15 protein-coding genes are annotated in these 23,909 nt (G+C 48.9%); 9 read left to right on the top strand and 6 right to left on the bottom strand.

Annotated elements, in window-relative coordinates; translation table 11 throughout:
- Nucleotides 1-42: 42 nt before the first annotated feature.
- The 6 genes from BMZ54_RS04440 (at nucleotide 43) to BMZ54_RS04415 (ending at nucleotide 11,612) form a co-directional block, all read left to right on the top strand.
- Nucleotides 43-1,698 (top strand): DUF6377 domain-containing protein, encoded by a 1,656-nt coding sequence (locus BMZ54_RS04440; protein ID WP_143080904.1) that lies wholly within the window; start codon nucleotides 43-45, stop codon nucleotides 1,696-1,698.
- 338 nt (nucleotides 1,699-2,036) lie between these two features.
- The gene (locus tag BMZ54_RS04435) at nucleotides 2,037-4,997 is read left to right on the top strand and encodes a SusC/RagA family TonB-linked outer membrane protein (RefSeq protein ID WP_089906913.1); all 2,961 of its coding nucleotides are present in this window, start codon (nucleotides 2,037-2,039) and stop codon (nucleotides 4,995-4,997) included.
- Nucleotides 4,998-5,015: 18 nt separating this feature from the next.
- Entirely contained in the window at nucleotides 5,016-6,596 is a 1,581-nt protein-coding gene (locus tag BMZ54_RS04430; protein WP_089906912.1) for a RagB/SusD family nutrient uptake outer membrane protein, read from the top strand.
- Between the two features lie 23 nt (nucleotides 6,597-6,619).
- Complete coding sequence (locus BMZ54_RS04425; protein WP_089906911.1) at nucleotides 6,620-7,729, top strand: SusE domain-containing protein; 1,110 nt, start codon at nucleotides 6,620-6,622, stop codon at nucleotides 7,727-7,729.
- A 19-nt stretch (nucleotides 7,730-7,748) separates the two neighbouring features.
- Nucleotides 7,749-9,146 (top strand): alpha-amylase family glycosyl hydrolase, encoded by a 1,398-nt coding sequence (locus tag BMZ54_RS04420; protein WP_089906910.1) that lies wholly within the window; start codon nucleotides 7,749-7,751, stop codon nucleotides 9,144-9,146.
- A gap of 21 nt (nucleotides 9,147-9,167) precedes the next feature.
- On the top strand, nucleotides 9,168-11,612 hold the full coding sequence (locus BMZ54_RS04415; protein WP_089906909.1) for a glycoside hydrolase family 31 protein: 2,445 nt from the start codon (nucleotides 9,168-9,170) through the stop codon (nucleotides 11,610-11,612).
- A 111-nt stretch (nucleotides 11,613-11,723) separates the two neighbouring features.
- Here the strand turns inward: BMZ54_RS04415 and BMZ54_RS04410 are convergent, their stop codons facing one another.
- The 4 genes from BMZ54_RS04410 to BMZ54_RS04395 form a co-directional block, all read right to left on the bottom strand.
- The gene (locus tag BMZ54_RS04410) at nucleotides 11,724-13,004 is read right to left on the bottom strand and encodes a M16 family metallopeptidase (protein ID WP_089906908.1); all 1,281 of its coding nucleotides are present in this window, start codon (nucleotides 13,002-13,004) and stop codon (nucleotides 11,724-11,726) included.
- Nucleotides 13,001-14,245 (bottom strand): M16 family metallopeptidase, encoded by a 1,245-nt coding sequence (locus BMZ54_RS04405; RefSeq protein ID WP_089906907.1) that lies wholly within the window; start codon nucleotides 14,243-14,245, stop codon nucleotides 13,001-13,003. Before BMZ54_RS04405 ends, BMZ54_RS04410 begins: the two co-directional genes overlap by 4 nt.
- 101 nt (nucleotides 14,246-14,346) lie before the next feature.
- Nucleotides 14,347-15,273, bottom strand: coding sequence for an aspartyl protease family protein (locus tag BMZ54_RS04400; protein WP_089906906.1), 927 nt, complete (start codon nucleotides 15,271-15,273; stop codon nucleotides 14,347-14,349).
- A 24-nt stretch (nucleotides 15,274-15,297) separates the two neighbouring features.
- A complete protein-coding gene (locus BMZ54_RS04395; RefSeq protein ID WP_089906905.1) occupies nucleotides 15,298-16,533 on the bottom strand; it encodes an aspartyl protease family protein in 1,236 nt (411 codons plus the stop codon).
- 852 nt (nucleotides 16,534-17,385) lie between these two features.
- Between BMZ54_RS04395 and mqnC the strand changes: the two genes are divergently transcribed.
- The 3 genes from mqnC (at nucleotide 17,386) to BMZ54_RS04380 (ending at nucleotide 20,518) form a co-directional block, all read left to right on the top strand.
- Nucleotides 17,386-18,510, top strand: coding sequence for a cyclic dehypoxanthinyl futalosine synthase (gene mqnC / locus BMZ54_RS04390; RefSeq protein WP_089906904.1), 1,125 nt, complete (start codon nucleotides 17,386-17,388; stop codon nucleotides 18,508-18,510).
- A gap of 677 nt (nucleotides 18,511-19,187) precedes the next feature.
- Nucleotides 19,188-19,823 (top strand): hypothetical protein, encoded by a 636-nt coding sequence (locus BMZ54_RS04385; protein ID WP_089906903.1) that lies wholly within the window; start codon nucleotides 19,188-19,190, stop codon nucleotides 19,821-19,823.
- A 119-nt stretch (nucleotides 19,824-19,942) separates the two neighbouring features.
- The gene (locus BMZ54_RS04380; protein WP_162277471.1) at nucleotides 19,943-20,518 is read left to right on the top strand and encodes a GNAT family N-acetyltransferase; all 576 of its coding nucleotides are present in this window, start codon (nucleotides 19,943-19,945) and stop codon (nucleotides 20,516-20,518) included.
- Between the two features lie 162 nt (nucleotides 20,519-20,680).
- Here the strand turns inward: BMZ54_RS04380 and BMZ54_RS04375 are convergent, their stop codons facing one another.
- The gene (locus BMZ54_RS04375; protein ID WP_089906901.1) at nucleotides 20,681-22,141 is read right to left on the bottom strand and encodes an amino acid permease; all 1,461 of its coding nucleotides are present in this window, start codon (nucleotides 22,139-22,141) and stop codon (nucleotides 20,681-20,683) included.
- A 371-nt stretch (nucleotides 22,142-22,512) separates the two neighbouring features.
- The gene (locus BMZ54_RS04370; RefSeq protein ID WP_089906900.1) at nucleotides 22,513-23,406 is read right to left on the bottom strand and encodes a hydroxypyruvate isomerase family protein; all 894 of its coding nucleotides are present in this window, start codon (nucleotides 23,404-23,406) and stop codon (nucleotides 22,513-22,515) included.
- Nucleotides 23,407-23,909 lie beyond the last annotated feature (503 nt).

The following is a 23,909-nucleotide window of genomic DNA, read 5'->3' as shown; positions in this document are numbered from 1 at the left end:
GCGTTATGGGGGCCGCCTGCTTTTTCGTATAATCATGAGGGTATGCAATTGCGCTACATACTATTGCTTTTACTACCTATAACTGCGGTAGCTCAATCGGGCAGCGATACGCTAATGAAGGCGCTGAACAGGACCATTCAGCAGGCAGACACCTATGACCGGCAGAAGCTGCAGCGGATAGACCGTATTAAAACCCTGTACCGGGAGGCTAAAACCCTGCCGCAGCAATACGCCGCCACCCTGCAGCTGTATGAGGAGTATAAGGTATATAAATTTGATTCTGCCTTTACCTACGCCAGCAACCTGGAAAATATGGCCGCTGCCATGAACGATAGCATTAAGATAGCTGCGTCTAAAAATAAGCTGGCCTTCATATTACTCTCTGCCGGTAAGTTCAAGGAAGCTTTTGAATACCTGCAGGCCGTGCACCCTGCGCAGCAAACAGACAGCATTAAAGGCGAATACTACCTGCTGATGGGCCGTTATTATAACGACCTGGCAGATTATAACAACGATAATAACTACACCGCCAAATACCAGGTAATAGCCAATAATTACTTTGATTCCGCCCTGGTATATATACCTGCAGATTCTTTTGAAAGCCTGTATTATGCCGGCCTTAAAAGCCTGAAACGGGATAGCCTGGATAAAGCCTTTACCCTTTTCCGCACGCTGCTGGACCGCCCCAGCCTTACGGACCACCAGCTTGCCATTGTAAGCTCTACCCTCAGCTTTATTTATGCGCTGCATAAAGACCGGGCCGGGGCTATTAACTCACAAGTAAGGGCCGCCATGGCAGATATCCGGTCCTCTACCAAAGAAACCTTTGCCACCTTTAACCTTGCACAGCTGTTGTATGAGGAGGGCGACTTTGAGCAGGCCTCCATATACATTGAAAAGGCGATTGACGATGCCACCTTTTACGGCGCCCGGCAGCGTAAAATGCAGGTGAGCGCTATGCTGCCCATTATACAGGGCGCCAAGATCAGCTATATTGAACGGCAACGCAAGCTATGGCTTACCTATGCCCTCATTGCCACGCTGGTGCTGATCATACTGGGGCTGCTGATAGTAGTGATCTATAAACAATTCAACAAGCTGAAACGGGCGGAGAAAACTATTTCCGACGCCCGCAATAACCTGGAGCAGGCCAACCAGCAGCTGCACCATGTGAATGAAACGCTGAAAAGCCTGAACACCGAGCTGCAGGATGTGAACGGTAAGCTACGGGAAGCCAATAAGATCAAGGAGGAGTACATTGGCTATTTCTTTAACATCAGCTCCGTATTCTTTGAGAAAATAGTACGCTTCAAAAACCTCATAGATCAGAAAATAGCCGACCGCAAACCCGATGAGCTGCGCATGGTGCTCAATAATATTAATATGCGCAATGAGCGGGAAGACCTGCTGAAAAGCTTTGACAAAGTATTCCTGAAGCTGTTCCCCACCTTTGTAGAAGAATTTAATAAGCTGTTTAATGAAGAAGACCAGATAGTGCTCAAAAACGATGAGCTGCTGAATAATGAGCTGCGCATTTATGCCCTGATGCGCATGGGCATTACAGAGAATGAAAAAATAGCCCAGATCCTGGAATATTCCGTTAAAACCATCTACGCCTACAAGACCAAAATACGTAACCGCACCATTGTGCCCAAAGACGAATTTGATAAAAGGGTAATGGCGGTAAAGTCCATTTAAAGCACATTTTCAGGGGCCTGAAGCGGCCTTTTTTCCTTCTCAGGCATATATATGATTATTATTTTAATGTGTCTTTAACCAGTTAACTATCAGGCACTTAATTTTCCCTTCCTCTCCGTTTAGCTGTCTATTTTCTTTATTTCAAGGCTATAAATTTGCCGCCTTCCCCGGAAAGTTTTCTTTTGACATTACAAGCTAAATCCGAATTCCAGTTATGAACCAAGATCACCTATACAGTGGCGACCGGCCACCTCCAATAGCCGGATGGGACAACTAAAGGAACAATGAAACAAAACAGTATTTAAAGATTCCACTTTTTATAATTGACACCTTACCGTATGACTAAGATCCGAACAATTCAGCTGCTGCTAACTTGTCTGGTATTGCTGTGCGCACAAACGGCCGCCGCGCAAACCAGAACATTTGCGGGGCTTGTGCATGACAATGCCAAGGGACCAGTAATAGGGGCTACCGTGCAGGTAAAAGGCACCGCTACCGGTACCACCACGAATGAAACAGGCCGTTTTACGCTGCAGGTGCCGGAAGGCAGCGCTACCCTGGTAATATCCTACATTGGATTTAATACGCAGGAAGTAAGCATTACCGGCATAAACGATATTACCGTTACCCTTACACCCAATGCCCAGTCGCTGGGCGATGTGGTAGTAATTGGTTATGGTACGGCGCGCAAAAAAGAGCTTACCGGCTCCATAGCCACCGTAACATCCAAAGAGTTTCAAACAGGCGCCATTACCACACCGGAGCAATTGATTGCCGGTAAAGTGGCCGGGGTATCCATTACCTCCAACAGCGGGTCGCCCGGCGCCGGCAGTGTGATACGCATACGCGGAGGGGCCTCCCTGAACGCCAGTAACGATCCACTGATAGTGATTGACGGACTGCCGGTAGCCAATATGAATATTTACGGCGCCTCCAGCCCCTTAAGCCTGGTGAACCCGAATGATATTGCCAGCTTTACCGTGTTAAAAGATGCCGCTGCCACGGCTATTTATGGTTCCAGGGCTTCCAACGGCGTAATACTCATCACCACTAAAAAAGGAATGGCAGGCAAACCGCAGTTCAGCTTCTCGACCCAGGTATCTGTAGCCACACTGGCAAAAAAGGCCGATGTACTTTCCGCCGGCGCATTCCGTAAGCTGGTTGATTCACTGGGCACTGGCCTGGTTGGTAATGTGCCTTTTAAAAGCCTGATGGGCAGCGCTAATACAGACTGGCAGAAAGAAATTTACCAGGCCGCTATTGCAACAGATAATAACCTGAGCATGGCCGGCGCGCTGAAGAACATGCCCTACCGCCTTTCTTTCGGTTACCTGAACCAGGATGGGATCCTGAAAACGGATAACCTGCAGCGCATCAGCGGCGGCGTATCCTTAACGCCTATGCTGTTTGATAATCATTTAAAGATCGACATCAACTTAAAAGGCGCAGTGAACAAAAGCCGCTTTGCCAACTCCGCTGCTGTAAGCTCCGCAGTGTACTTTGATCCTACGCAGCCGGTGCATTCCGCTGAGTCGCCCTTCGGCGGCTACTATGAATGGTATGCCAAAGACGCCGGTACTGGTGAGGTAACGCTGAACAAGCTGGCGCCCCGCAACCCGGTAGCCCTGCTGGACCTGTATAATAACCACAGCGATGTGCAGCGCAGTTATGGCAACATACAATTTGATTATAAGTTCCATTTTCTGCCGGAGCTGCATGCTAACCTGAACCTGGGTTATGATGTAGCTAAAGGGGAAGGGAAGATAGATGTGCCGGCCTATGCTGCACAGAACTTCCTGGACAGCGGGCAGCATAATCAATATGGCAACCGCATAAGGAATAAGGTAGGCGAGTTTTTCCTGAACTATAACAAGACCATTGAATCTATCAAAAGTAATTTCAACGTAACGGCAGGTTATGGTTATTATGATAACCTAGCCACCAACTACAATTACCCGGCCTTCCGCGCCAACGGGGATACTATTCCCGGCAGCATACCAACTTTCCCACTGGATAAGCCACAGAATATCCTGATCTCTTACTACGGCCGGTTAATTTACACGCTGAATAGCCGTTACATACTGGCAGCATCGTTGCGTACAGATGGCTCTTCCCGGTTTTCACCGGCGACCCGCTGGGGTACCTTTCCCTCTGTAGCCTTCACCTGGCGCGCCAACCAGGAAAAATTCCTTGCAGCGGCCAAAAGCCTGAGTGACCTGAAGCTGCGCCTGAGCTATGGCGTTACTGGCAACCAGGATGGTATTTATAACTATGCTTACCTGGGTGTGTATTCGCTCAGCGACAACGCATCTACCGTGCAAATAGGCGATAAGTTCTATAACATGGGTTCACCGGCCGCCTATGATGCAGGTATTAAATGGGAGCAAACGAAAACCTACAATGCGGGGGTAGATTATGCTTTCCTGAACAACCGCATTGGCGGTAGCGTGGATGTGTATTATAAGAAAACAAAAGACCTGCTGAACACCATTCCCATTCCTGCAGGCTCCAACTTTAGCAGCACCATTCTTACCAACGTAGGTAATATTGAAAATAAAGGGGTGGAAGTGCAGATAGAAGCTACACCTATTACCGGCAAAAGATTTACCTGGTACCTGGCGTTTAACGCAGCGTATAACAATAACAAGATCACCAACCTTACGGCCACCAGGGACTCCACCTACCCCGGTTCACTGGTAGGTACGGTGCAGATCCATAGCGTGGGCTACAGCCCTTACGCCTTTTATGTATACCACCAGGTGTATGATGCTGCCGGTAAACCCATTGAAGGCGTGTATGCAGATGTGAACCACGACGGGCAAATAAACCAGGCAGACCTTTACCGTTATAAATCGCCGGTACCAAAGTTCATATTCGGCTTTACTACAGAATTCAGCTATGATAAATGGAGCCTGCGCACCGTGCTGCGCGCCAATGTAGGCAACTACATGTTCAACAACCTGGCTACCGGCGCTTCCAAAGCCAATATGTTCAACACGCTGGGCTACCTGGCCAACACACTGTCTGAAGTAACAAAGAGCAGCTTTTACTATGGGCAGCAACAGTCCGATTATTTCGTGCAGAATGCTTCTTTCCTGAAAATGGATAACCTGACGCTATCGCGCGATTTTGGTAATATTATCAGCAACCGTGTAGGCCTGCGCGTTACAGCTGCCTGCCAGAATGTATTTACCATTACCAAATATACCGGCATTGATCCGGAAATATATGGCGGTATAGATAATGCCCTGTATCCACGCCCGCGTACTTTCAGCCTGGGCGCAAACCTTCAGTTTTAATGCTTTTAAATCACGGATATGAAAAAGATATTTAGTTGGGTATTTATGGGCGCCGTGTTATTTACAGGCTGCGCCAAAGACCTGAACCTGAAACCATTGAATTCCAATATAGCCGATGTGCAGTATGCCACCCCCCTGGGCTACAAACAGGTATTGGCCAAGGTATACGGCAGCTACTCACTGGTGAGCAGCACCGGTGTGGGCAACTCTGATGTGAATGTACCGGGTATTACAGATGCAGGGACTACCGATTTTTTGCGTGCTTACTGGAACCTGCAGGAGCTAACTACAGATGAAGCCAAGTGCGCCTGGAACGATGCTAACCTGCAAAGCTATCACAACTTCAACTGGACCTCCAGCAACATTTTTATTAATGCGCTGTACTCCCGCTGCCTGTTCTCTATAACCATCTGTAATGAGTTCATCCGAGAATCAACTGATGAGAAGCTGGCCAGCCGCGGTATTGGCGGTAAAGATGCAGACGATATTAAACATTACCGTGCAGAAGCCCGCTTTGTACGCGCGTTCCAGTACTGGGTGCTGATGGACCTTTTTGGCAGGCCGCCGTTTGTAACAGATCAGGATCCTATTGGTAAGTTCATTCCGAAACAGATCTCCCGTGCAGAACTGTTCGCCTACATAGAAACAGAGCTGAAAGCCATTGACGGGGAGCTGGTACCGCCGCGTGGCAATGAATACGGCCGTGCCGACCAGGCAGCCGCCTGGGCCCTGCTGGCGCGGATGTACCTGAATGCGGAAATATATACCGGCACTGCACATTATGCGGATGCTATTACCTATGCCACACGGGTGATCAATGCCGGCTATGTGCTGATGCCGCATTACAAAAACCTGTTCATGGCGGATAATAATGTGAACAATACAGAAATGATATTGCCCATTACCTACGATGCTACGCACTCGCAGAATTATGGCGGCACTACCTTTCTCATTTGTTCCGGCCACGGCACCAACGTAGCGGACAATGCCAAAGCAGGTATACCCGGCGGCGGCTGGAGTGGTAACCGCGCTACCAAAAACCTGCCGCAGGCCTTTGGCGATTATAGCGGGAATGCAGACAAGCGCGCTATGTTTGGCTTAGGCTCCCTGGAAATAAACGATGTGCTGAACTTTAATGCCGGCCTGGGTGTAACCAAGTTCAATAATGTGAACAGTGATGGCACTACCCCTTACTCACCGAACGGTGTGCTGGTGAATGTGGACTTTCCTTTATTCCGCCTGGCGGAAATGTACCTCATATACATAGAGACGGTAAAGCGCAATGGCGGCGGCAGCGAAGCTACTGCCCTGGAATATTTTAACCGCTTACGTGCAAGGGCCTACGAAAATGATAATGGCAAAGTGACCAGCTTTTCACTGGAGGATGTGTTTAACGAAAGGCAGCGGGAGCTGTATTGGGAAGGTTTTCGCCGTACGGACCTGGTACGTTTTAACCGCTTTACCTCCGGCAGCTACCTGTGGCCCTGGAAGGCAGGCGTAGCGGGTGGCGCGGGGGCTGATGCGCATTACAACGTATTCCCCATTCCTTCTTCTGAAATTATTTCCAACACCAACCTGGTGCAGAACGCTAATTATTGATCCCTTATTCTAAAAGTTATTATATGCGTATAAAAAGCTATCGTTATACACTCCTGGCCCTTTGCGCGCTGCTGTTAGCAGCTGCCTGCAAAAAGGATGGAGAACAGCTTACGCTGCAGCCCGGCAGCTTTTCCGGTGGAGCGCTGAGCGCCAGCAGCAGCACTGTAGTGCTTACCAAGACTGCGGAGAATGATACGGCCCTTAAGTTCAGCTGGGGAGCAGCCGGTTTTGGCGGCGCTACCGTTACCGCCTACACGCTGCAGCTGGATGTGCCTTCAGATACCTCCGGCGCCAATGCCTGGGGCCAGGCCAAAACCTTTAATGCAGGCACCCGGCCTAATGGCTACAGCTTTGTGGGTAAAGACCTGAACAACCTGTTAAGCGCCATGGGCCTGCAGGGCGGCACTACCAGCCAGGTAGCAGCAAGAATAAAGGCAGAGGTGCCGCAGTATAACGGCGCCGCCTCTACGGTAACGCCGGTATATTCCAACACCCTGGTATTAACCATTACTACCTTTAGCTCTAACCTGTATGTACCGGGCGACTACCAGGGCTGGGACCCCGGCAAGGCGCCCACCTTTCCGCCCATAGAAGGTAAAGCCGGTATGTTTGAAGGATATGTGAATATGCCGGGCAGCGGCGGCCCTTATTATTTTAAGTTCACCAACTCACCGGACTGGGACCATACCAATTACGGGGATGGCGGTAACGGTACCTTCAGCACCGATGGTAATGCTGCGGGCCTGAGTGTGCCCACCGGTGGTTATTACTACCTCACAGCAGACCTGAACACCAACAAGTGGACGGCCACCAAAGTTACCTGGGGCATTATTGGCGATGCCACGCCGGGCGGCTGGAATAATGATACGCCGCTTGCCTACGATGCAGCCACGCAGGTATGGACAGTAACAGCCGTGATGAAAAAGAACGGCTCCTTTAAGTTCAGGGCCAACAATGCCTGGGCTATTGATTTTGGTACAGACGCCAATGGTAAGCTGGTATATGCAGATAACCCTTTCCTGGGCTACACACCCAGCCTTAATAACCTGAGCGTACCGGAAGATGGTACCTATACTATTAAGCTGGACCTGCACCTTTCAGGCCAGTACACCTACAGCCTTACCAAAAACTAGGAAACCACATTTTTAAATAATGAAGCAGGCAGTTGTGACTTTAACATTGATCCTTTTTTCCTGGATGCTGGGCGCCTGCGGTAAAAATGATACCGCCGCGCCTTATACACCACCCATAACACCACCGGTAACAGATACGACCATTGCCGCGCAGTATGGAACCCCTTTTGCCAATGTAACGGACCCGCAGGATGCAGTGATATACCAGGTGAATATGCGCGTATTCAGCCAGCAGGGCAATTTTGCCGGGGTTACCGCCCGTTTGAATGCCATTAAAGACCTGGGCGCTAACGTGGTGTACCTGATGCCCGTGTTCCCGGTGGGGCAGCTGAAAGCGCTGAACTCACCCTACTGCGTAAAGGACTATTTTACCATAAACCCTGAATTTGGTACACTAGCAGACCTGCGTACACTGGTAGATGCAGCGCACCAGCAGAACATGAGCGTAATACTGGACTGGGTGGCCAACCACACCGCCTGGGACCATTCCTGGATAACGGCGCACAAAGACTGGTATATGCAGGATGGCAGCGGTAACATCATGAGTCCGCCTGGCACGGGCTGGAACGATGTGGCGCAGCTAAACTACCAGAACGCGGAGATGCGCAAAGCCATGATAAAGGCCATGAAATTTTGGGTAATGACGGCTAACATAGACGGTTTCCGCTGCGATTATGCTGACGGGCCGCCAACAGACTTCTGGAAGCAGGCCATGGACACGCTGCGAGGTATTAGCACGCACAAGCTGATCATGCTGGCAGAGGGTGGCCGCACTGCTAATTTTACCCTGGGGTTCAATTATAATTTCGGATTCAGCTATTTCAATACTTTAAAGGATATTTATAGTAAAGAACGCCCGGTTACGGCTATTGATACGCTGAATACCAGTGAGTACCTGAGCGCATCGCCCGGCCAGCGTGTGGTACGCTATACCAGCAACCATGATGTAAATGGTTCTGACGGTACGCCCACTGAATTATTCGGTGGTATAAACGGAGCAATGGCAGCCTTTGTAGTAACGGCCTTTATGAAAAGTGTGCCCATGATCTACAACGGGCAGGAAGTAGCCACAGCCTACCGGCTGCTGTTTCCCTTTACCATGGCTAAAATAGACTGGAGCGTACATCCTGAGGTAACGGCCGCGTATAAAAAAGTGCTGGCTTTCCGTAGCAGCAGCGCAGCAGTAAAGCGGGGCGCCTTAACAACATACAGCACCAGCGATGTATGTGCTTTTACAAAAGTGCAGGGTGCAGAACAGGTGCTGATAATTGCCAACCTTCGCAACCGGGCCGTGAACTATACCGTACCTGCTGCTTTGCAGCCCCTGGCCTGGAAAGATGCGCTGAGCGGTAATGCCGTAACGCTGGGTACAGCTATTACCCTGGCGCCGTATGAATACCAGCTATTGAAACTGTAAAAAAAAGAGGAATAACAGCACATGTTAACAAGAGCATATACAATAACTATTACCGCGCTGCTGGCCATTACAGCCAGCTATGCGCAGGTAAAAGAGCCGGGCAATGTAACGGCTGTGCAAAAAGAAGCGCAAGGGGTAAAGATTACCACCGCTAATGCCTTTGCGGAGATAACAGCGTACAGCGCAGGCACCATACGGGTGCGGATAGATAAGCAACCGCTGGCAGCCGATTTCTCCTATGCGGTAATAGCCAAGCCGGAAACGGTAAAAACAAGCATTACCGAATCAGATAAGGAGATTGTTCTGCAAACGGATTCACTGAGAACCGTGATCAGCAAGCAGCCTTTTTCCGTAGCATTCTACACACCGGCAGGCGAAGTTATTAACCAGGATGAAACCGGGTTAAATACCAGCTGGACGGGCGAAGAGGTGGCCACCTATAAAAAGATGCAGGAAGGCGAACGCTTTATTGGCCTGGGCGAAAAAACAGGTAACCTGGACCGTACCGGCAGCGGCTACACGAACTGGAACTCTGATGTATTTGGCTACCAGGTAGGGCAGGACCCGCTGTACTCCACCATCCCCTTTTATATAGGCATTCACCATGATAAGAGCTATGGTATTTTCTTTGATAATACCTACCAGAGCGATTTTAACTTTGGCGCCAGCAACAACCGCTTTTCTTCTTTTGGCGCGCATGGCGGGGAAATGAACTATTACTTTATTTACCACCATAACCTGGCGGATATTATTACGGCATACACGGCGCTCACCGGCCGTATGCACCTGCCGCCTATGTGGAGCCTGGGTTACCAGCAAAACCGCTACTCCTATTATCCTGATACGGAGGTGCTGCGCATTGCGCAAACCCTGCGGGAGAAGCAGATACCGGCAGACGGCATTACGCTGGATATTCACTACATGGACCGCTACCAGCTGTTCACCTGGGATAAAGAGCGCTTCCCTGACCCGGTAAAGCTTACCGGTACGCTGAAGAAAATGGGTTTTCGTACAACCGTGATCGTTGACCCGGGCATTAAGGTAGAAAAAGGCGCTCCTGCATTTGAGCGGGGTGTAAAAGACAGTGTATACATTAAGTACCCGGACGGACAGTTTTACACCGGGCAGGTATGGCCGGGCTGGTGCCACTTTCCTGACTTTACTGCTGAAAAGGGGCGTGCCTGGTGGCGTAGGGAAGTAAAGTTCTTTTCCGATAATGGTGTAAGCGGCATCTGGAACGATATGAATGAAATAGCTACCTGGGGGCAAAAGATGCCGAATAACGTGCTGTTTGATTACGATGGTATAAAGGCCAGCCACCTGCGCGCGCACAACGTATACGGGCTGCAGATGATACGCGCATCGTACGAGGGAGCGCGGGAAAACACCAGCGAGCGGCCCTTTATACTCACCCGCTCCGGCTATGCCGGTTTGCAGCGCTACTCCGCCATTTGGACGGGCGATAACCGTGCGGAAGATAACCACATGATGCTGGGCATACGCCTAATGAACAGCCTGGGATTAAGCGGGGTACCTTTTACGGGTATGGATATTGGCGGCTTTACCGGCAACCCCAGCGTAGCGTTGTACACCCGCTGGATGCAGATAGGCGCTTTTATTCCCTATTACCGGAACCACACCGGGGTAAACACCAAATCTGCCGAGCCCTGGGCTTTTGGGGAAGAGGCGCTGGAAATAGCACGTAATTACATTAACCTGCGTTACCGGCTGCTGCCCTACCTGTACAGCACTTTTTATGAAGCCACGCAGAACGGCCTGCCCGTTATGCGCAGCCTGGCCATTAACTACACCTTTGACCCCAAGATCTATGACCCGCAATACCAGCAGCAATACCTGTTTGGCGCAGCGCTGCTGATAGCGCCTTTTGAAAGCGGTAAAGATTTTGGGCGGGTGTACCTGCCCGCAGGTAAGTGGTATGAGCTGTATACCGGTGCAGTGAATGAAGGCGGGCGTGAACAGATCATTCCGCTGAGCACACAGCAGCTACCTGTGTATGTAAAGGAAAGCAGCATTATTCCTATGCAATCGCAAATACAGAACACTACAGAGCAGCCGTCAGATACGCTGCTGCTGCATGTATACAATGGCGGGGTGAAAAACAGCTTTGTGTATTATGAGGATGATGGTATTAGCTTTGACTATGAGAAAGGTGCGTTTTACAAGCGCAGCATCACCTTTGACCCGGCGGCTAAAGCGCTGGTTTTTGGTAAGGCAGATGGCAGCCGTGCATCAAAGTTCAAATATGTAAAGCTGCTGCTGCATGGTTTTGAGCAGCAAAGCTGGAAAGTGAAAGGTAAAAGCGTAACGGCAAAGGAAGAGGCCTGTTCTTTCCTGCACAGCATTTCCAAATTTGACCCGGAAAAGAGCGCCGGCAGTGTGGATACAGATCATGTAAAAACGCTGGTAATAGCGAATGAGCGTAGTGAAATTTCTATAGGAATGTAAAATTATAAATATAGAGATCCATAGAGACCATTTAAAAGACTTTATAAGATAAACGTAAAAGGCTAATGCATCTGTTGCATTAGCCTTTTACATTTAAAATTTTACATTCCATTATATCACCACCAGCTCGTAAAAATCAGACGGGGTGAAGTATTGTTTGGCCAGCTGCTGCAGCTCCTCTGCAGTAATGGTTTTAATAATGCGGATGTTGTTGTTGAAATAATTCTCATCCAGGTCGTTCAGGATCAGGCTTTTCCAGCGCTGGATCACCTGGAAAGCGCCATCCAGGTCGCCCAGTATGGAGCCGATCATATAGTTACGTACCAGGCTCAGTTCTTCTTCCGGTACCGGCTCATTCTGCAGGTTTTGGAGCTCCTTATAAATTTCTTCAATAGTAGCTTCGCACACATCGCGGCCGGCCTCTGTTTGTATGTTCAGCGCGCTGGTTTGGCGGAAGTTATAGAGCTGTGAATGGATGCCGTAGGTGTAACCCTTTTCTTCCCGGATATTACTCATCAGGCGGGAGCCAAAGTAGCCACCCAGGATAGTGTTCAGCACCATCATTTTCGGAAAGTCAGGATGGTAGCGGTTAGGGAAATGCCTTGCTACGCGTACGGCGCCCTGCACGCCATTTTCATCATTAAAAATGCGGTGCTTTTTTTCATCTGCCGTTTGTATGGGCAGCTCCGGCCGCAGCAGCGTGGTTTCCCCGTTCCATTGTGTGCTGCCAAAATATTTATTCAGCAGCGCTATCATGTTTTCCGGCAGGTGGCCGGCTACAAAGATCTTGCAGTTGTTGTACGAGTAATGCTTCTGGTAAAAGGCGCGCAGGCTTTCCGGCTGCAATGCATCATACGCCATCATGGTGCTTACGCGGCCATAGGGATGGAACTCGCCGAACAGGTATTTATCAATGTAGCGGTTGGCTACAAAGTCGCACTTTTGAAGGTTCACGGCAAGGCGCTGTTTCATGTTCTGCTGGTAGGTGGCCAGTTCATCGGCGCTGAAGGCCGGGTCCTGGATCACTTCCTGCAGCAGCGGCAGCAGATCTTCCGTATGCCGGGTAAGGCAGTGCAGCGTATACGTAGCATTTTCATGATAGCTGTTACGGTTCAGGTAAGCGCCAAAATATTCAATGCTTTCATTTATTTCCAGTGCGTTATGTTTGGTGCTGCCATTCTTTATTAAAAAGTTGGTGGCTGCCGCTACCTGGCTTTCCTGCTCATACCAGCTACCTGCAGGGAATATAAATTCCAGCTGCAGCGTATCCTGCTCATCGCTTTTTATAACGTATACGGGTATACCGTTATCCAGCGTGAATTTTTCGTATGGTTTCAGCGTTACATCAAACTCCACTGCATCTTTTATAGCCGGGGCAATTTTTCTGTTCATATTTGGTTATCTGCGTAGTAATAGATAGTGTTGGAATTTTTTTCATCAAAAATGATGTTGGCCTCGCGGTGAATATCGGCGGTGGTTACTACTTCATAGTTCGTAAACTCCGTATTCATCAGGGCGGCATCGCCCATCAGCTCATAAAAGGCCAGGTTGTTGGCGCGGTTCAGCAGGCTCATATCTTCAAAGGCCAGCAGGCTTTCCACGCGGTTCTTTACCTTCTGCAATTCGCGCTCCGGTATTACGGTTTGCTGCAGCTTGCTCAACTCTTCCTGAACGGCTTTTTCAGCGTCCTTCATTTTTACGCCTTTTACCAGCTTGCCGTCAATAGCCAGCAGGCCGGCATCCAGGCTGCCAAAGTGGTAACATTCTATGTTGCTGAACAGCTTTTTTTCCTTTACCAGCACCTGGTGCAGGCGGCTGGAGCTGCCTCCGCCCAGGATGTCTGAAATAAGATCGGCGGCATAATAACGGGGATCTTCCCGTTTGTAGATGTGGTAGCATTTATACAGGGCATCCAGCGGTACATTGGCTTTTACTTCCAGCTTATGCGCGGCTGTTTGTGGAGGCTCCTGCGGCAGCTGGCGCTGGTATTTTTCGCCGGAGGGAATGTCGCCAAACCATTTTTCGGCCAGCACCTTCACCTGTGCGGTGGTTACCTTGCCCCCTACTACCAGGATAGCATTTACCGGGCGGTAATATTTGAAAAAGAATGCCTTTACATCTTCCAGGCTGGCGTTTTCAATATGGGAAAGCTCCTTGCCGATGGTCATCCAGCGGTAGGGGTGGCTGCTGTAAGCCAGCTCCCGCATTTTATGCCATACATCGCCATAGGGCTTGTTTATGTAATGCTCTTTAAACTCCTCACTCACTACCTTACGCTGTACATCCAGGCTTTTTTCATCAAAGGCCAGGGATAACATACGGTCGCTTTCAAGCCAGAAAGCGGTTTCTATATTTTCTGCGGGCAGCTGTATATAGTAGTTGGTAAGATCGTTGGTGGTAAAGGCATTGTTTTCGCCGCCGGCCATCTGCAAAGGCTCATCATAATCCGGTATGTTCACAGAGCCGCCAAACATCAAATGCTCAAACAAATGGGCAAAACCGGTGCGGGCGGGGTCTTCATCCCGCGCGCCTACATCATACAACACATTCAGCACCGCCATTGGCGTGGTATGATCTTCATGCACGATGACCCTTAAACCATTGCCCAGGGTGAATTTATTAAAGTGGATCATATTCGTTTTTTGAGAAACTATAAAACATTTTCCCGCAAAAGGGCGGGAAATGCAAGTTATTAAAATTCCACGTGACAATGATAATTAGTAAGAAGGAGATATCAGGGTTGCAGGTATAGCTCGTTTTGGCGGTAGTTGATGATAACGGCGGAGAATTGTTTCCATACGGAATAACCAATAGCGCCGGCTATTTCCATGGTTTGCCCGTCGTCATTCACATCTTTACAATAGCTTACGGGTACTTTACGCAGCTGCTTGTTGCCGATGCTGAGCGCAGGAATGTTGCTGTTCACATAATCATAGGTTTTCAGCAGGTCCTGCACCTGTTCAGAGCCCAGGGTGATCATACGGTCGGCCAGCTGGTTCTTTTGCACATAGGGCCAGTTAAATAAAAGCCCATAGTCGCCGCCGGTAGTTACGTGATAGTTGCCGGTAATGGTCTGGCCATCGTCCAGCTCTATGGTGGCGGGTATTACCGGGGTGCGGAAGTTAAGCTTAAAGGGCAGCACCTGCGCGCCTGCAAACTCCATGGAGGTGCCGGGGTTGTAGAGCACCAGCTGCTGCTGTGCATAGTCTATTTTTACCACAAACTGCTTCAGCAGGTCAATGCCTATAAAGCCGTCTATTACCAGCGGACCTGTGCGGAATTCGGGAATATTTTCCAGGTATACCTTCAGGAAAGGCATTTTGGTTTTGCCCAGGTACAGCACATTCAGCGTGGCGGTGTTTACCTTCAGCATCAGGTTATTGGTAGCGGTAACGCCGGCTTTTTGTTTGGCGGAGATGTTTAGCTTTTTGGCCAGGCCATAATGCAGGATGGTTACTTCTGTACCGGTATCAAAAATAAAGTGCAGGGTATCTGAGCTGCCGGATACCATGGCGGGTATCACGATCTGGTTACCGTAAAACCGGAACGGCAGCACCGCAGCGGCGTCCGGCTCCCCCTTTACGGGCTGGCGCTTACTTTGCGCATGCACAGCCATGGAAAGGCTGCTGGATAGCAATATGAATAAAAGAGATCTCCGCATGAAAAAAAACTCCCTACTAAAACGTTACAAAATACTTTTTATTGGTAGCTTTTTGAGGATAAGTTCTTTATCGCGGATAACGAGGATGCTAGGTTTGGTACCTACGGTCTTAAGTATATCCCTGTAAACCTGCAGGTTATTGGTGAAATTGTTGTTGATGGCCAGGATCACATCCCCCTTTTTAAAGCCTGCGTTTTCTGCCGGGGAATTTTTGATGATATCGGTGATCTCTACACGGCCGTTGATCAGGTAAATGATCAAACCCGTATAGGAGTAATCGAACGGATCCCGGTAGTGGGAGTTGGGCAGCAGGTAAATTTCTTTTTTGGGATAGTTGAGGGTGAGGTTAAAGCGGCGCAGCAGGTCGTTCCCGATCATGCCACCCAGGAAAGGATAAGCTGTAATGTTGGTTATATCATCAAACAGATACACCGGTACATTGCGGAAGCTGTAGTTGCCTACTTTAAACTCCTGGATGGTGGTGATGTGCATTTCCATTTTACCGCCCAGGCCCTGGGCCTCTGTTTGAATGATTTTACGCTGCCGTTTGCGGGAAGAAAGCAGTGCGCTGTCTTTCACAAACTGGTTGGAGAGCAGCAGGCACATACCGGCGCCGGTATCAAAGTAATAGCGGTTCAGGGTTTGCGCCTTGCCATTGCGCAGGGGTGCGGGTATAATGGGAATGAGCGTTAATGAAGGTCTTAGCAGCTGGCCTCCCTTTGGATAGTTGAACTTGCCCTTGGTGTAGATATTTATAAGCTCCTTATCATAATCCACATTTACAATGTAGCGGCTTAGCAGGCTGTGGCCAATAATACCATCTACCTGCAGCCCATATACCTGGCTAATAAGCTCATAATCATTCACATGAAAATCAAGGCTGTCCACCTCCAGGCCAGGTAATACTAAGGTGCGGTCCCTGGCAAAAGATACCTGTTTGGCGCCGCCCAGGCCCCGTACAATACGATCCGAGGGTTGCAGCGTAATGCCCAGCCGCACGCAGGTAGCGGTGTCCAATGAAATGCCGGCGCTGCCGGTATCCAGTATAAACTGCAGGGTATCCGGTATTCCTTTGAGTTGTGCCTGTATAACCACTACCCCGCCATAATATTGCTTGAACGGGAAGCTGGTAATAAGCACCGATCCTTTTTCTGTGGTATCGGAATTTAGGGCGCTGAAAGAGATCAGGGCAGCTGCGTGGGTGGAATTGCCGGCAAAGGCGTGCAGGAGGCAACAGTATAACAGTAAGGTATATCGCATACAGGACGCGTGAAGCTCTCGTTTACCTAAATTTAACATTAAAATGGTTTTACATAACAAAAAAATATTTCAAACGGCGGCAAAAGCGTACAAACAACGGGTTACGCAGTATAAAGTGTTCTGAAGCGGAGACGAATGGACTGCAGGGGATCTGCAGTGGTGAGATGGGAAGAAGGTGTATGAGGGTATGACGGATAGATATGGGAGTATGAGTACTTATCTAGTGCGAGCATGCAGGTAATGATGGCATTGTACAGGGGTAGTGTCTTGCAGCAGTAATGCTTGCGGGATTGCTTTATTGGCGCTGCCGCAGGCGAAGGGGCGCCAGCTATATGATCTGGTTTGTTATATGCCGGAATAATGTACATAACCACAGCAGCACCTGTAATTTACCAGGCCAGCACCCGGAAAAACACGGAACGTACCCCTGTTGTACACGATTGATTATCAGATACGTTGTGGACATGACGTGGACTTGATGCGGATTTAAGGTGGACTTGATCCGGAATTGAGCGGACTGACGAATGAACCGGTTTGCAGGAAGTACAGCAACCATGATTATTATTTCTGCAGCCGTTAAGACAACTACGAAACAATCAGCCAGGATCAGCTTTTGCAAGCTGATAATGTGCTGATATAATGCTCATTCCCTTGTTACCTGCAGGTAAGGGCCAGCACCCGGGCAAACTATGGATCGCACAGCCGTTGTACACGACTGATTATCAGCTACGTTGTGGACATGACGTGGACTTGATGCGGGCCTAAGGTGGACTTGATCCGGAATTGAGCGGACTGACGAATATCAGCAACTTATATCCTGTAATTAGTAACTTTGCTGCATAAGGCTTAACAATGCAATTGAAAGATCTATATCAGAAAGCCCTCGCCTTTGAGTGGCTGACTGCGGAAGAAGGAGTGTTCTTATTTGAGAAAGCGCCCATGGCAGAGCTGGCGCATATTGCCAACGAGCTGCGTAAGATACAGGTACCGCATGGCAAAGTAACCTGGCAGATAGACCGGAACGTGAATACCACCAACGTTTGCACGGCTAACTGCAAGTTCTGCAATTTTTACCGGATACCCGGGCATGCGGAGGCTTACATTACCAACATTGAAGAGTACAAGCGCAAGATAGATGAAACCCTGAAGTACGGCGGCGATCAGCTGCTGCTGCAGGGCGGCCATCACCCTGAGCTGGGACTCAGCTTTTATGTAGACCTGTTCAAGGAGCTGAAACGGTTATACCCCACCTTACGCCTGCACACGCTTGGGCCCCCCGAAGTAGCACATATTACCAAGCTGGAAAAAAGCACGCATATTGAAGTGCTGAAAGCCTTGCAGGAAGCAGGTATGGATAGCCTGCCCGGCGCTGGCGCGGAAATACTGAACGACCGGGTGCGCCGCCTCATCTCCAAAGGGAAATGTGGTGCGCAGGAGTGGCTGGATGTAATGCGGGCTGCACATAAGCTGAACATTGCCTCCTCTGCTACCATGATGTTTGGCCACGTAGAAACCGTGCTGGAAAGGTTTGAGCACCTTGTAGATATACGCCAGGTACAAAGTGAAAAGCCGGAAGGGCATTATGGTTTTACCGCCTTTATTCCCTGGACCTTCCAGGATGTGGATACGCTGCTGGCCCGCATACGCGGAGTACACAACATTACCACTGCCGAAGAATATATACGCATGATAGCGCTGAGCCGCATTATGCTGCCGAATGTGAAGAATATACAGGCCTCCTGGCTTACTGTTGGTAAACAGGTAGCGCAGCTATGCCTGCATGCCGGCGCCAATGATTTTGGCTCTATTATGATCGAAGAGAATGTGGTAAGCGCAGCGGGTGCACCGCACCGGTTCACTTACCGCTCTATACAGGAAGCTATTAAAGAAGCCGGTTTTGAGCCGCAGCTGCGTACGCAGCTATACCAGTTCCGGGAAATACCTGCTGCTATTGAAGAGCAGGTGATTAATTATTAGTGGGTCCATGGTCGATGGTCCATAGTCCATGGCCTGGTGCAGAGTGGAAGTATTGCGTGGTTAGTAAATGGGTCGATGGTCCCTGTGCGATGGTCTTGTGCAAGGAGAATGTTTTTTCCGCGTATAGTTATAAGTAGGTCCATAGTCGATAGCCTTGTAATGGGTTATAGGCTATGGACTTTTGCTTTTAGGGGGTGCTGATGTTATTTTTTAGTATTTGATGATAACCCTATATCCTAATTTGCTTTATCACTTTATTATGTCGTATTGATTAGCCGGCTGTCATCGTATTATAATGCGATAGCAATCCATCTCCCACAACAACAACCCCATCCACATTTCCCGAAAAAACATCCCGTGCAGTATGCAATAGATCATGGCCTATTTTCTACTCCCCAAGGAATTTAACCCGTGCAGTATGCAATGGACTATTGCCCCATTTACTAACCATGCAATACTTCTTCCCCGTACTATGCCATGGACTATTTTCCGTTCCCCCAAGAATTTAACTCCTGCAGTATGCAATGGAGTATTGACCCATTTACTAACCCGCAATAATTCTTCCCCGCACCAGGCCATGGACTATGGACCATCAACTATTTTTGCATTCCCTTAACACCACCCCATGTAACTATGCTCCCCTTTGCCCGTCTAAACAGTATAAAAACGAGGCGATTATGAAAAAGATTGGATTATTTATAACGGGCGCAGGATTGCTGCTGCTGGGTGCTTGTACCAGCACCAAGCTCACCTCTTCCTGGAAAACGAATGATGCGCAGCTACAAAAAGATAAAAAGATCATGGTAATGGCATTGGTACCGCAACGTGAAAAACAGCTGCGGGCCCTGATGGAAGATAACCTGGTAGCTGAGCTGCAGAAAGAAGGGCTGAATGCTGCTTCTGCCCTGCGTACTTACGGGCCGGATGCTTTTGGAGACAAGACAGATGAAAAAGCGGCCCTGCGCCAGCTGCGTAACAGCGATGCCAGCCAGGTGCTGACAGTAGTGCTGTTGAACAAAGCGCGTGAAAGGGATTTTGTACCATCAAGCCCTTACGGCCCATACGGACCGTACTATGGTGGTTTTTGGCCGTATTACAGCCGCTGGTATGGAGCAATGTACCAGCCAGGTTATTACCAGACCAACACCCGGTATAACTGGCAAAGTAACCTGTATGACCTGGACCAGCGTAAGCTGATCTACTCTGCCCAAACGCAGTCCGTAGACCCGCCTACTGCCGTGAGACAGGCCTACCTGTACGCCAAACTGATTGTAAAGGACATGACTAAACAACAGTTGATAGCGCAGAATTAGGAATGTGTTTTCATTCAATCCAAACTAAACGCTACAACTGTACAAGGCTGGCAATAGTGCCGGCCTTTTTTATATATGGCTGTAACACAAGCTTGTGGCTAAATTTGTTTAATTTGGCCGTGGAACATCTTACTGACCACCATTCTCCTGATATGCTGGAACTTCGTGTAAATGAGCTGATAACCCTGCGGCAGCTGCAGCCGGCGGATGCCGCACCTTTATATAAACAAATAGATGCATCGCGCAAAAGCCTGCGTAAATTTTTGCCGTGGGTAGATTATAATACCAATGAAGAACATTCCGTACGTTTTATACAGCTTATGCAGCGCAAGGCAGAAGAGCAGGAAGCCATGGCCCTGGGCATATGGTACCAGCAGCAGCTATGTGGTGTAATGGACCTGCATGGCTGGGATCACCTGCTGCAAAAGGCAGAAATAGGCTATTGGGTAAGCGAGGCCTTTCAGCGCAAAGGCATAGCCACAGCCAGCTGCAAGGCGCTGATCACGTTTGCGTTTAAAAAATTACGGCTGAATAAAATTGAGATCCGTTTTGTATTACAGAACGAGCGTAGCGCGCAAATACCCATACGGCTTGGTTTTACCAAGGAAGGCATACTGCGCCACAGCGCCAAGCTGCACGGGCAGTATGTGGATATGGTGGTGATGGGCGTGCTGCGGGAGGACTGGAAATTTTAGTGGGCAGTTAGCAGTGGGCAGTGGGCAGTTATTGGAGCGGATGGGTTGTAAATAGTAAGATAAACGTTTGAATATAGTTGGCAGTGGCCAGGTTAAATTTGAATATTAGTAATAGTTGGCAGTCATGGCAAAACGGTGTACATGACTGCCAACTGCCCACTGCTAACTGCCAACTGATTTTGCGTTCCTCACTTTGCTGTGCTTTTTCCCGTACCGGAAATAGATCACCATACCAATAGCCATCCATACGATCAGCCGCAACCAGGTATCCCAGGGCAGGAACAACATCATACCAACACAGGTAATAATCCCCATAATAGGTACAAAAGGCACTAAGGGTGTTTTAAAAGCACGGGGCGCATCCGGCATGGAATACCGCATGATCCATACACCGGCGCAAACGATCACAAATGCCAGCAGGGTACCAATGCTGGTCATTTCACCTACTACGCGGATAGGTACAAACGCTGCAAACAAACCTACAAAAATGCAGAACAGGATATTGGAGCGCCAGGGCGTTTGAAAACGGGGATGGATATCCGAAAACACTTTAGGCAGCAGACCATCTTTAGCCATAGCATAAAACACACGGGTTTGCCCTAATAGATCTACCAATATTACCGACGTATAGCCGATGAGGATAGCCAGTATGATCAGCTGCGAGAGCCAGGTATAAGGCGTGCGCTCGATAGCCACCGCCACCGGCGCAGCATTGCCTTTAAAGGCGGTATAAGGGGCCAGGCCGGTCATTACATGCGCAAACAGGATAAACAATATCGTACACACCACCAGCGATCCCAGGATACCGATAGGCATATTACGTTTAGGGTTACGCGTTTCCTGCGCGGCGGCGCTGATAATATCAAACCCTAAATACACAAAGAACACAACGCCTGCTCCGCGCAAAATGCCGGACCAGCCATATTCTCCAAAGGTGCCGGTATTAGCCGGTATATAAGGCGTATAGTTGGCGGGTTGTATATAACGCCAGCCCAGCGCAATGAATAAGATCACTACGCCTACTTTCAGGATCACTACCAGCGTATTCCAGATGGCGGAGCCTTTGGTGCCGCGTATCAGCAACCAGGACATAGCCAGTATAACCAGCGCTGCAGGGAGGTTCATAATACCGTGTACCACTGAACCATCTGCCAGCTGGGCGGTTTCAAAAGGTGAGTGTACCAGTTGCGGCGGCAGGTAAATATTATACGAGCTTAAGAACTTTACCAGGTAATTAGACCAGCTGATGGCTACCGTAGCTGCACCTACAGAAAATTCCAGCACCAGGTCCCAGCCAATGATCCAGGCGATCATTTCGCCCATGGTGGCGTATGCGTAGGTATAGGCGCTGCCGGCAACGGGTATCATGGATGAAAACTCCGCATAGCACAGTCCCGAAAAAGCGCAGCCAATAGCGGCTACTATAAAGGACAGTGTAACGGCCGGCCCTGCGTTGTTGGCTGCTGCCAGTCCGCTCAGGGAAAACAGGCCGGCGCCGATAATACCGCCTATGCCCAGCGTTACGAGCTGAAAAGCGCTCAAAGTGCGTTTTAAGGTATGGGCGCCTTCCTGGCCGGATTCCTGTAATAACCAGCTTAAAGGCTTTTTGAAGATCTGTGCCATGTGATTTATTCTATATTTGCGCAATTAGTCTATCAAATAAGTAGGATATACTTCGCGCAAATATAGAATAAATAGTCCACGGTCCACAGTCGATGGTCCATGGCCTGGTGCGTAGGGTGGTAGTTAGTGGAATAGAAGTTTGGTAGCGGGTGGCCGATGGTCGATGGTCCATTGCCTATTTCATAAGGGAATAGTCAGGTGGAAAGGAAGTTTAGTAACGGGTGCCGATGGTCTATGGCCTGCTGCGTAGGGTAATAGCTTAGTGGAGTGGGAATTTGGAGGGGAAGAAATTTACGGTCCATGGCCGTTCCCCGTACTACCTGCTTTACCGCAGTATGCCGTGGACTGTGGACCATGGACCGTGGACTGTTCTAAATATCACAGATCTCAACCCCCTGTTTCAGAGAGCCGATTTTATCAGCACGTTTAGGCACAAACTCCTGTGCTACAAATCCTTTGAAGCCAGTATCATGTATGGCTTTCATAATAGCCGGGTAATACAGCTCCTGTGTTTCATCTATTTCATGACGGCCGGGTACCCCGCCGGTATGGTAGTGCGCAATGTAGGGATGATAATCCTGTATGGTACGGATCACATCTCCCTCCATGATCTGCATGTGGTAAATATCGTACAGCAGCTTAAAACGTTCATCGCCAATAGCCTTGCATAATTCCACGCCCCACAGCGTATGATCGCACTGGTAATCATGGTGATTTATTTTGCTGTTCAGCAGCTCCATTACAATGGTCACTTTTTTCTTTTCAGCATAGCCCATAATACGTTTAAGACCCTGGGCACAGTTTTTCAGGCCCTGTTCATCATCCAGTCCTTCGCGGTTACCGGAAAAGCATATGAGGTTGGGAAACCCCGCTTTGGCCGTTTCATCGATCAGGTATTGGTAATATTCCACCAGCTTATCATGATGCTCTACCCGGTTCCAGCCTTTGTTGATACCCCAGTCTTTGTTGATAGAAGCTACCATGGCGCAGGTAAGGTCATATTTTTTTGCGGTGGCAAAATCTTTCGGATCCAGCAGGTCAATGGATTGTAAACCAATGTTCTTAGAGGATTTGCACAGCTCTTCCAGCGGAATATCGTTATAACACCAGGCGCAAACGGAGTGGTTAATGTTGCCTTTCAGTTTTTCATCCATAGCCTCTTCGTGGGCCATTACCCGGTTGGTGAGGGATGATAAGGTTGTGGAGGCAAAGGCCAGTGCAGCGGCTTTTTTAATCATATCGCGGCGTGAGTTTTTATCAGGCATTGTATTGGAATTACGAATTATCAATTATGATCCCGCCGAAGCGGGACATGAAAGCCCCTAAAAATAATTATGATTATGAATAATTACGAATGAAAATACCACAATTGGGCTCATTTTCATAATACTATTGAAAATCAGGCAATGTATTGTGAATTACGAATTATCAATTACGAATTGGGTACATCGCACGCAAACGAATGCCTATGGAAATCAATAATGTTTTGAACCAACGGCGATTAACAATTCAATAACACTACTGATAACCAGTACAACCGTACATATAAATGGGGCGCGACTATTAAAGATCAATCGCTTAGCGCTATTCGTAATTGTCAATTCCTCCTGCGGGTTCTACGCATTTTCGATTTTCCGTATAACGTGCACATCTTTTTGACTTACTTTTACGTATATATCAATAAGTTAGAAAGCCAGTCCAGCAGCCTGTTTCAGCGACCCCAAAGTTTGGCATTAATTGTGCTTATTTATCAGAAACTGTAACATTT

Origin of the sequence: Chitinophaga rupis (genome assembly GCF_900109685.1) — a bacterium.
GTDB classification, from domain to species: Bacteria; Bacteroidota; Bacteroidia; order Chitinophagales; family Chitinophagaceae; genus Chitinophaga; species Chitinophaga rupis.
This window is presented reverse-complemented; position numbering and strand designations above follow the sequence as displayed.

Excerpts from the sequence above, each read along its gene's own strand:
- BMZ54_RS04440 (WP_143080904.1), top strand. The coding sequence starts at position 43 with ATGCAATTGCGCTACATACTATTGCTTTTACTACCTATAACTGCGGTA.
- BMZ54_RS04435 (WP_089906913.1), top strand. The coding sequence starts at position 2,037 with ATGACTAAGATCCGAACAATTCAGCTGCTGCTAACTTGTCTGGTATTG.
- BMZ54_RS04430 (WP_089906912.1), top strand. The coding sequence starts at position 5,016 with ATGAAAAAGATATTTAGTTGGGTATTTATGGGCGCCGTGTTATTTACA.
- BMZ54_RS04425 (WP_089906911.1), top strand. The coding sequence starts at position 6,620 with ATGCGTATAAAAAGCTATCGTTATACACTCCTGGCCCTTTGCGCGCTG.
- BMZ54_RS04420 (WP_089906910.1), top strand. The coding sequence starts at position 7,749 with ATGAAGCAGGCAGTTGTGACTTTAACATTGATCCTTTTTTCCTGGATG.
- BMZ54_RS04415 (WP_089906909.1), top strand. The coding sequence starts at position 9,168 with ATGTTAACAAGAGCATATACAATAACTATTACCGCGCTGCTGGCCATT.
- BMZ54_RS04410 (WP_089906908.1), bottom strand. The coding sequence starts at position 13,004 with ATGAACAGAAAAATTGCCCCGGCTATAAAAGATGCAGTGGAGTTTGAT.
- BMZ54_RS04405 (WP_089906907.1), bottom strand. The coding sequence starts at position 14,245 with ATGATCCACTTTAATAAATTCACCCTGGGCAATGGTTTAAGGGTCATC.
- BMZ54_RS04400 (WP_089906906.1), bottom strand. The coding sequence starts at position 15,273 with ATGCGGAGATCTCTTTTATTCATATTGCTATCCAGCAGCCTTTCCATG.
- BMZ54_RS04395 (WP_089906905.1), bottom strand. The coding sequence starts at position 16,533 with ATGCGATATACCTTACTGTTATACTGTTGCCTCCTGCACGCCTTTGCC.
- mqnC (WP_089906904.1), top strand. The coding sequence starts at position 17,386 with ATGCAATTGAAAGATCTATATCAGAAAGCCCTCGCCTTTGAGTGGCTG.
- BMZ54_RS04385 (WP_089906903.1), top strand. The coding sequence starts at position 19,188 with ATGAAAAAGATTGGATTATTTATAACGGGCGCAGGATTGCTGCTGCTG.
- BMZ54_RS04375 (WP_089906901.1), bottom strand. The coding sequence starts at position 22,141 with ATGGCACAGATCTTCAAAAAGCCTTTAAGCTGGTTATTACAGGAATCC.
- BMZ54_RS04370 (WP_089906900.1), bottom strand. The coding sequence starts at position 23,406 with ATGCCTGATAAAAACTCACGCCGCGATATGATTAAAAAAGCCGCTGCA.